The 6,896-nt window shown below is 68.8% G+C and carries 6 protein-coding genes; all 6 read right to left on the reverse strand.

The window, feature by feature from the left end:
* Nucleotides 1–1,388: glycosyltransferase (locus H582_RS0110650; RefSeq protein WP_028598542.1), on the reverse strand; the 1,388-nt coding region annotated here is incomplete at its 3' end.
* Between the two features lie 49 nt (nucleotides 1,389–1,437).
* Nucleotides 1,438–2,619 (reverse strand): CgeB family protein, encoded by a 1,182-nt coding sequence (locus H582_RS26945; RefSeq protein ID WP_240478990.1) that lies wholly within the window; start codon nucleotides 2,617–2,619, stop codon nucleotides 1,438–1,440.
* Nucleotides 2,620–2,674: 55 nt separating this feature from the next.
* A complete protein-coding gene (locus H582_RS32355) occupies nucleotides 2,675–3,763 on the reverse strand; it encodes a CgeB family protein (RefSeq protein WP_052333137.1) in 1,089 nt (362 codons plus the stop codon).
* Nucleotides 3,764–4,274: 511 nt separating this feature from the next.
* The gene (locus H582_RS26955) at nucleotides 4,275–4,640 is read right to left on the reverse strand and encodes a hypothetical protein (protein ID WP_043111194.1); all 366 of its coding nucleotides are present in this window, start codon (nucleotides 4,638–4,640) and stop codon (nucleotides 4,275–4,277) included.
* Between the two features lie 218 nt (nucleotides 4,641–4,858).
* The gene (locus tag H582_RS26960) at nucleotides 4,859–6,214 is read right to left on the reverse strand and encodes a glycosyltransferase family 2 protein (RefSeq protein ID WP_052333138.1); all 1,356 of its coding nucleotides are present in this window, start codon (nucleotides 6,212–6,214) and stop codon (nucleotides 4,859–4,861) included.
* Nucleotides 6,215–6,554: 340 nt separating this feature from the next.
* Nucleotides 6,555–6,896, reverse strand: a 342-nt coding sequence (locus H582_RS0110680; RefSeq protein WP_028598543.1) for an IS256 family transposase, incomplete at its 5' end; no start/stop codon positions are given.

Below are 6,896 nucleotides of genomic sequence, written 5' to 3' on the forward strand. Positions count from 1 at the left end.
CCGGCCGCCGGCCCAGCTTGGCGAAGCCGGCGCGGGCCGCCGCGGGGCAGCAGCGCCAGCACGCCGTCCGGCAGCTGGACTCGCGGCACGCCGCCGAGTCCGGCGGACGCCTCCGCCTCCGGGCTTGCGATCGGCCGCAGCGTCCAGCCGGCGAGCAGGCCGCGCTCCGGCCCGGAGCCGTGCGCGATCCGGGACTCCGGCTCGCGCGGCAGCCGCAGCCGCTCGAGGCTCGCCAGCAGCCGTCCGCGAAAGGCCGGCATGCCGAACACGGCAAGCGCGGCCGCGCCGCTGCGCGTTCCGGTCGCGAGCCGCAGCGGCGCGTTGTCCGCGAGCCGCCCGATCCGCTCCGCGAGCCCGGCATAGTCGCCCATCGGCGCCAGCCAGTCGGCGTTGCCGGTCGCGTGCAGAATTTCCGCGAGGCCGCCGGAGGCGTAGGCGACGACCGGCTTGCCGAACAGCAGCCCCTCCAGCGCCGTCATGCCGAAGCCTTCCTCCACGATGCTCGGCACGACCAGGACGTCCATCGCCGGATAGGCGCGCGATACGTCCGGCTCGAACGGCAGCCAGCTGAGGCGGGCCGACAGCCCGGCCGCGTCCGCGATCCGCGCGCAGCGGGCGGCGTACTCCGCGTCGACCGGGTTGCCGATGACGACGAAGCGCAGGTCGGGCCGCGAGGCGGCCGCCATTCCGGCTGCGGCCAGGAAGTGCTCCAGCCCTTTGTTCTCATACAGATGCGAGGCGATGAACCCGACCAGCACCTGCTTCTCCTGCAAGCCGAGCTCGGCTCGCCGGACGGCGCGGCTGGACGCCCAGGTCCACGGTTTGAACGCCGCCGTGTCTACGCCGGGCAGCAGCACCTCCGAGCGGGACAGCGCGAGCGGAGATGCGAGAGGCTTCAGCGTCGAGGCGGAGATGCCGACGACGCGGTCGGCATGCTGCTCGATGAGCTTCATCGTCGGCCCGACGCCGGCGGCCGGACGCATCGTCTCGGTCAGGCACCAGATGACCGGGATGCCGAGCCGCTTGGCGGCGATCGCTGGCAGCGGCTGGACGCAGGTGTTCACCCACGCCGCATGCGGCCTTATTTCCAGCAAAAGCCGGTACAGCCGCTCCATCGCCTCGCTTCCCGTCCCCTCCTCGACTTCCTCGGGAACAGACGGCAGCCCCAAATACATGGAATAGTAGATCGGCACATGCCCCGTCACGCGCACCGGGATGCCTGCGGCGGCGGCGCGTCCGGACAGGATGCCTTCCTCGGGCACCGCGAGCGTGCAGTCGGCGACGGCCGACAGCTCGACGATCGTGGACAGCAGCAGCTTCTCCGCGCCGGTGATCGCCTCGGGACTGCCGATATGGGAGAAGAACAGCAGCCTCGGCCGGAACTCCATGCTCATCGCCCTCCTTGCCCGGCGCCGTCAGCGCGGGCCGGAAGCGCCGTCATGACGGAAACATGACGGAAAGCATCGTCGTCAGCCGGTGGGCGTAGGTGTGCTCCTTCATCGTCCGGCACATGCCGCGGAACGCGATCGCCTGCCGCTCCTCCTCGTGGTTCAGGTAGTAGTCGATCTTCTCGCCCAGCTCCTGCGGCGAGGCATACGTCGCGATCTCCACGCCCGGCTCGTAGAAGCGGGCGAGGTCGTCCCGCACATCCGTCAGCTGCAGCGTGCCGCAGGCCGAGATTTCGAACGTGCGCGGATTCGGCGATATGGCCGTCAGCTGCGCGCTGTTGCTGTTGAACGTCTCGTCGTCATGGGCGCGGTGCATGTTGATGACGATTTTCGCTCCGTTGTACGTGGCGGCCGTCTCCATCGGGTCCATCCAGTGGCCGGCGCGGATCTTGGACTGGAGCAGCCGGAAGTCCCGGAGCCGCTCCCACCAGAGGCCGGAGATGGCGATGTCGCGGGTGGCGAGGTAGGGCGTGATCTGGTTGAAGAAATCGACGCGCTTGTGGTAGGCCGAGCCGACGAAGCTGATCTCGCGGCGCAGCGACAGGTCCGGATTGCGGGGACGGAACTCGGCCGGATTGACGCCGAGCGGCAGGTAGGTGACGTTCGGGCAGCCGAGCTGCCGGTAGAATTCGACCGTGTTGCTCTCGAGCGTGAACACGAAGTCGTAATGCGGGGCGAGCTTGCGGGTAATGTCGGAATAGTACGGATCATCCGTGAACCAGACGGCGGTGCGGATGCCGAGCGCGCGGATCGCGTCCACCTGCTCGGTCGGATATTGCAGGCCGTCGAGCACGATGACCGCGTCGGGCCGCAGCTCCTTGGCCAGCTGCACGACCGGCTGCTGCGTGTCGGTGATGCTCACCCTCGCGGTCATCGAGCGGAGCGTGTCGGCGATCGCCGAGTCGAGCGGCGAGTAGGGATAGCCCTTCGCCGTCGCGACGAACAGGACGTGGATCGGAAAGACCGGCGGCGCGTAATGCAGGCGGCTCAAGCCAGCCTCGCATTTGCCGTACCACAGCCCATGCTCCATTCCTGCGGCGAAGCCCGCTTCGCGTCCGCGCTGGACTTCGGCGTCCAGCAGCGGGGGCGCGCTTCTCCTGACGGAAGCGGCTGCCTGACGCTTCTGGCGGCCTGGACGGATGCGCTTGCCGCGCATGGATTTTACTGCCACTATGCTTCCTCCTTCTTCATAGCCAGCCCGGCGGTCGCCTGCGGCTGCTTGCGCTTCAGCATCCGGCCCGGTCGAGCAGCATGCCCAGCCTGCCGGCGAAGGCATGGTCCCGCATCGTGCGCAGCATGCCGCGCACGGCGATCCGCCGCCTCTCGTCCTCATGGTCGAGGTAGTGGAGGATCTTGGCGGTCAGCTCCGCCGGCGTGGTGAACACGTCCAGCTCCCGGCCCGGCTCGTAGTACCGGCGCAGATCGTCGCGGATGTCGGTCAGCTGCAGCGTGCCGCAAGCCGAAATCTCGTACGTCCGCGGATTGATCGACGCTCCCCGGAGTCCGGCATCGTTGTGGTTGTCGGAGCCCGGCTCGGTCGTGCGGTGGATGTTGAGGACGATTTTCGCCCCGTTGTAGAAATTCACCGTCTCCTCGATCGGCATGAAGCCGGGCCGGATGAACGGCTTGTAGCGGGCGTAGCGGTCGAGCCGCTCCCACTCGCCGCCGGCGAGGACGACCTTGCGGCCTTCCAGCGCGGGCAGCACCTCGTCGAGCAGGCGGATCCGGTTCCAGAAGCCCGTGCCGACGAAAAAGACGTCGCTGCGATACTCCTGGCCGACCGGCTTCGCGTGGAACACCGCCGGATTCGCGCCGAGCGGCAAGTAATGCGCGTTCGCTCCGCTCGCCCGATAGAACGGAACCGCCTCGAGCTCATGCGTGAAGACGGCGTCGTAAAGCGGCGCGAGCCGCGCCGTCTCGCGGGTGAAGTACGGATCGTCGGCGAACCAGATCGCCGTGCGGATGCCGAGCGCGCGGATCGCCGCGATCTGCTCGGCATGGTCCGGCGGGAACACATGCAGCCCGTTCATGACGAGCACCAGCTGCGGCCTCAGCTCGGCGGCCTGCGCGAGCATCGTCGACGGATGGCCGACATGGACCGTGCTGGCGTGCTGCCGGAGCGCGTCCGCCACCCCTTCGTCGATGGCCGGGAAGCCCTGCGGCACGAAAAGGACGGTCAGCGGACGCTGCGGGTACGCGGCGGGAGCGACCGTCTGCGCGGCGCTCCGGCAAGCTCCGTCCCGGCGGCCGTGCGCCTCTCCGGCGATGCGGCCCGCCGCCCTTCCCGCCGCCAGCAGCTGCTCCTGTGATGCCATGCCATCTGCCTCCCTTCTCCTTGTCTTACTGTATTCCGGCGGCGCGGCGCCCTCTTGGCCTCTTGTCCGCCGTCCGCCAAAAGCGGCGGATATCCACGCCGCCGAGCGGCAGGGCGGGCTTAGTGCCCGGTGGCGCGAGTGGGCCCATGCGGCCGCGCGTGCTCGGCGCACGGTGGCGCGAGTGCAGCCAGGCGGCCGCGCGGTCTCCGCGCCCGGTGGTGCGAGTGCAGCCAGGCGGCCGCGCGGGCTCGGCGCACGGTGGCGCGAGTGCAGCCAGGCGGCCGCGCGGTCTCCGCGCCCGGTGGTGCGAGTGCAGCCAGGCGGCCGCGCGGGCTCGGCGCCCGGTGGCGTGGGTGCGGCCAAGTAGCCGCGCAGTCTCGGCGCCCCCGTGGCGCGAGTGCGGCCAGGCGGCCGCGCGGTCTCGACGCCTGGTGGCGGCGAGTGCGGCCAAGTAGCCGCGCGGTCTCCGCGCCCGGTGGCGCGGGCCTTCTCCCGGACGCCGATGCTGCCGCTAGGGCTGCGTCTCGTACGCCAGCTGCAGCCCTTCCTCGTAGCCTTGGCCGAAGCCGAGCTGGTACCCTTCGTTGTAGGTCTGCTGGAAGCCGGCCACATAGCTCGGGCTGCCTGCCATCTGAGGCACGGCCTGCAGCGGCGCGCGGCGGATCCGGCGGATTCGCCGCGGCCTCGCGGCTGCGGCGCGCCTCCGTGGCCGCGCTCCTTTTCCGCCTGCAGCGGACTTCGCTTTGCGGCGGATCGTACCGGACGCCTTCTTGCGCTTGCCTCCTGTGCGGGTCGTCGTCTTTTTGGCTCCGGCAGCGGTCTTCGGCTTCATGCGCCGCGTAGCCGGCTTGGATGCCGCAAGCAGCAGTATTGCCATGAGAGCATTCCTCCTTGATTCGGTCCGTAATGGGGAAAAGCTTGCTGGTAGTAGGCTTAAACTCTAACCATGATCCGCTCCGGCGCTTCTCAGTGCCGTTTTTACCACGATTGCTTTCGTACCGAGAAAGCTTGCGGCTAGAGCCGCCAATTGCTTTCATTTTGCGAAAGCTTGCGGCTAGAGCCGCCAATCGCTTTCGTCCTGCGAAAGCTTGCGGGCTAGAGCCGCTGATGCAGCTGCGGAGCGGCCGCAATGGCCGGGCCGGCGGGGATGGCGTCCGCTTCCGCCGGCGACAGCCGCCGGCGGACCGGCCTCCGCTCCAGCGACCAGCTGGACGCGGCCAGCGGGTTCAGCGGCCGGCGCAGCCGCCCTTCCTCGACGAGGCCGACGCTTCCGTCCGGCAGCAGCACGGCCTCCGGCGGCTTCGCGCCGCCGTCCGGCGCGTCCGGCAGCGGCGGCGCGTCCGGCAGCCCGTGCCAGCGGACGGCGGCCAGCTCGGCCGGCACCGGCTCCGCTGCTACGCCCAAGCGGCGCAGCAGCGGCATTGCGATTCTCTTCGACGGCAGCGTCCACGCGCCGTCAATCCGCCAGCGGCGGCCGCTCTCGACCCACCAGACCGTGCCGTCCGCGCCTTCGGCGGCGATGCCGCCGGGATAGAGCTCGAGCTCGCCCGCCGAAGCGGATCGCTCCTCCGGCCGGATCGCGGGGGGCAGGGAGCCGGCTCCCTCCCATTTCGCCAGGAAATACCGTCGGTTGCGCAGCGTGATCGCCTCCATCCTCCGGCCGATCGACCGGATGCTGACGTTGCCGTAATGATGGATGAAAGCGTCCCCCGCGATCGCGAGCCGGTAGCCGGCCAGGCGGGCGCGAAGGCTGAAGTCGTCGTCCTCGTAGTTGCCGACCTCGTAGCCTTCGTCAAAGTAGCCGATCTCCTCCAGCAGGCCGCGCCTCATCAGCATGCAGAAGCCCGTCAGCCGCTCCGTCTCCCGCCAGCGGCCGGGGTCCGGCTCGTTGAACGAGGCGGCCCAGGCCCGCATCGCCGGAATCGTCCGGTACGGCGCGTCGATCCGCTGCTCGCCGCTGATGAAGTTCGTCACCGGGCCGACGATGCCGGCATTCGGGATGCCGTCCAGGCAAGCCGTCAGATTGTCGAGCCAGCGCGGCGTGACGAGCGTATCGTTGTTGAGCAGCAGCAGCTTCTCTCCGCGCGCCATCATGAGCCCGCGATTGACCGCCGCGGCGAAGCCGGCGTTGCGGCCCATGAGCCGCCAGCGCAGGCGGCCGAAGCCGAGCGCCGCGCCGCGGCTCGCCAGCATCTCCGCCGTCCCGTCGGAGGAGCCGTTGTCGACGACGATGATCTCGTACGGCTCCGGCGTGTGGGCGAGGATGCTGTCCAGGCATTGCTCCAGATAGCCGCGCTTGTCAAAGGTCGGGATGATGATGCTCGTGCCGGGCCAAGGCACGCCGAACGCCTGGCGTCCGGCCTCCAGCCCTTGGCGGTAGCCTTCCTCGCGTCCCTGCGCATGGAGCTTTTCGTTTTCGGGGTCAGCCGCGCGGCGGCCTGCCTTTGCCATGTCGGCTTCCTCCTCTGTGTGCGGAAATGAGCGGCCTTGACTCGATTTATGCGAGTCAAGACCACGCCTGCGAAGGCGCTGCGCCTGCAACCCGATTTTTTCGGGCTGCAGCCTCTGCTTCGCGCCACGCGGCAGCTGCTACCCGATTTCTTCGGGCTGCAGCTTCCGTTTCGCGCTCCGCGGCGCCTGCAACCCGATTTTTTCGGGCTGCAGCTTCTGCTTCGCGCCACGCGGCGCCTGCAACCCGATTTTTTCGGGCTGCAGCTTCTGCTTCGCGCTCCGCGGGGTCAAGTCCATAATTGTGTGTAAAAACACTTCTCGGTAGAAAATGGAATTGGGTTTATAGGCTGTCCGTCGCTTCCGTCATGGTGGTGCTGGTTTCCTGCTCCTCCGAGCCGGCGCCCTGAGTGGCTTTCTGCTTCTTCCACGCCTTGAAGTCCGTCATGTCCATGTACGGCTTCTTCGTCATCCAGTACTCGTTCTCTTCCATGAGCATGGCTCCGATGAGACGAAGGACGGAAGCGCGATTGGGAAAGATGCGGATGACCGTCTCGCGCCTGCGGATCTCCCCGTTCAGGCGCTCCATGCCGTTGGAGGTGCGCAGCCGCACGCGGTAGGCCTCCGGGAAGGCCAGCACCGCGACGGCGTCCTCGAACCCGTCCTCCAGTATTTTCATCGCTTT

The organism is Paenibacillus pasadenensis DSM 19293 (assembly GCF_000422485.1).
Lineage (GTDB): Bacteria > Bacillota > Bacilli > Paenibacillales > Paenibacillaceae > Paenibacillus_O > Paenibacillus_O pasadenensis.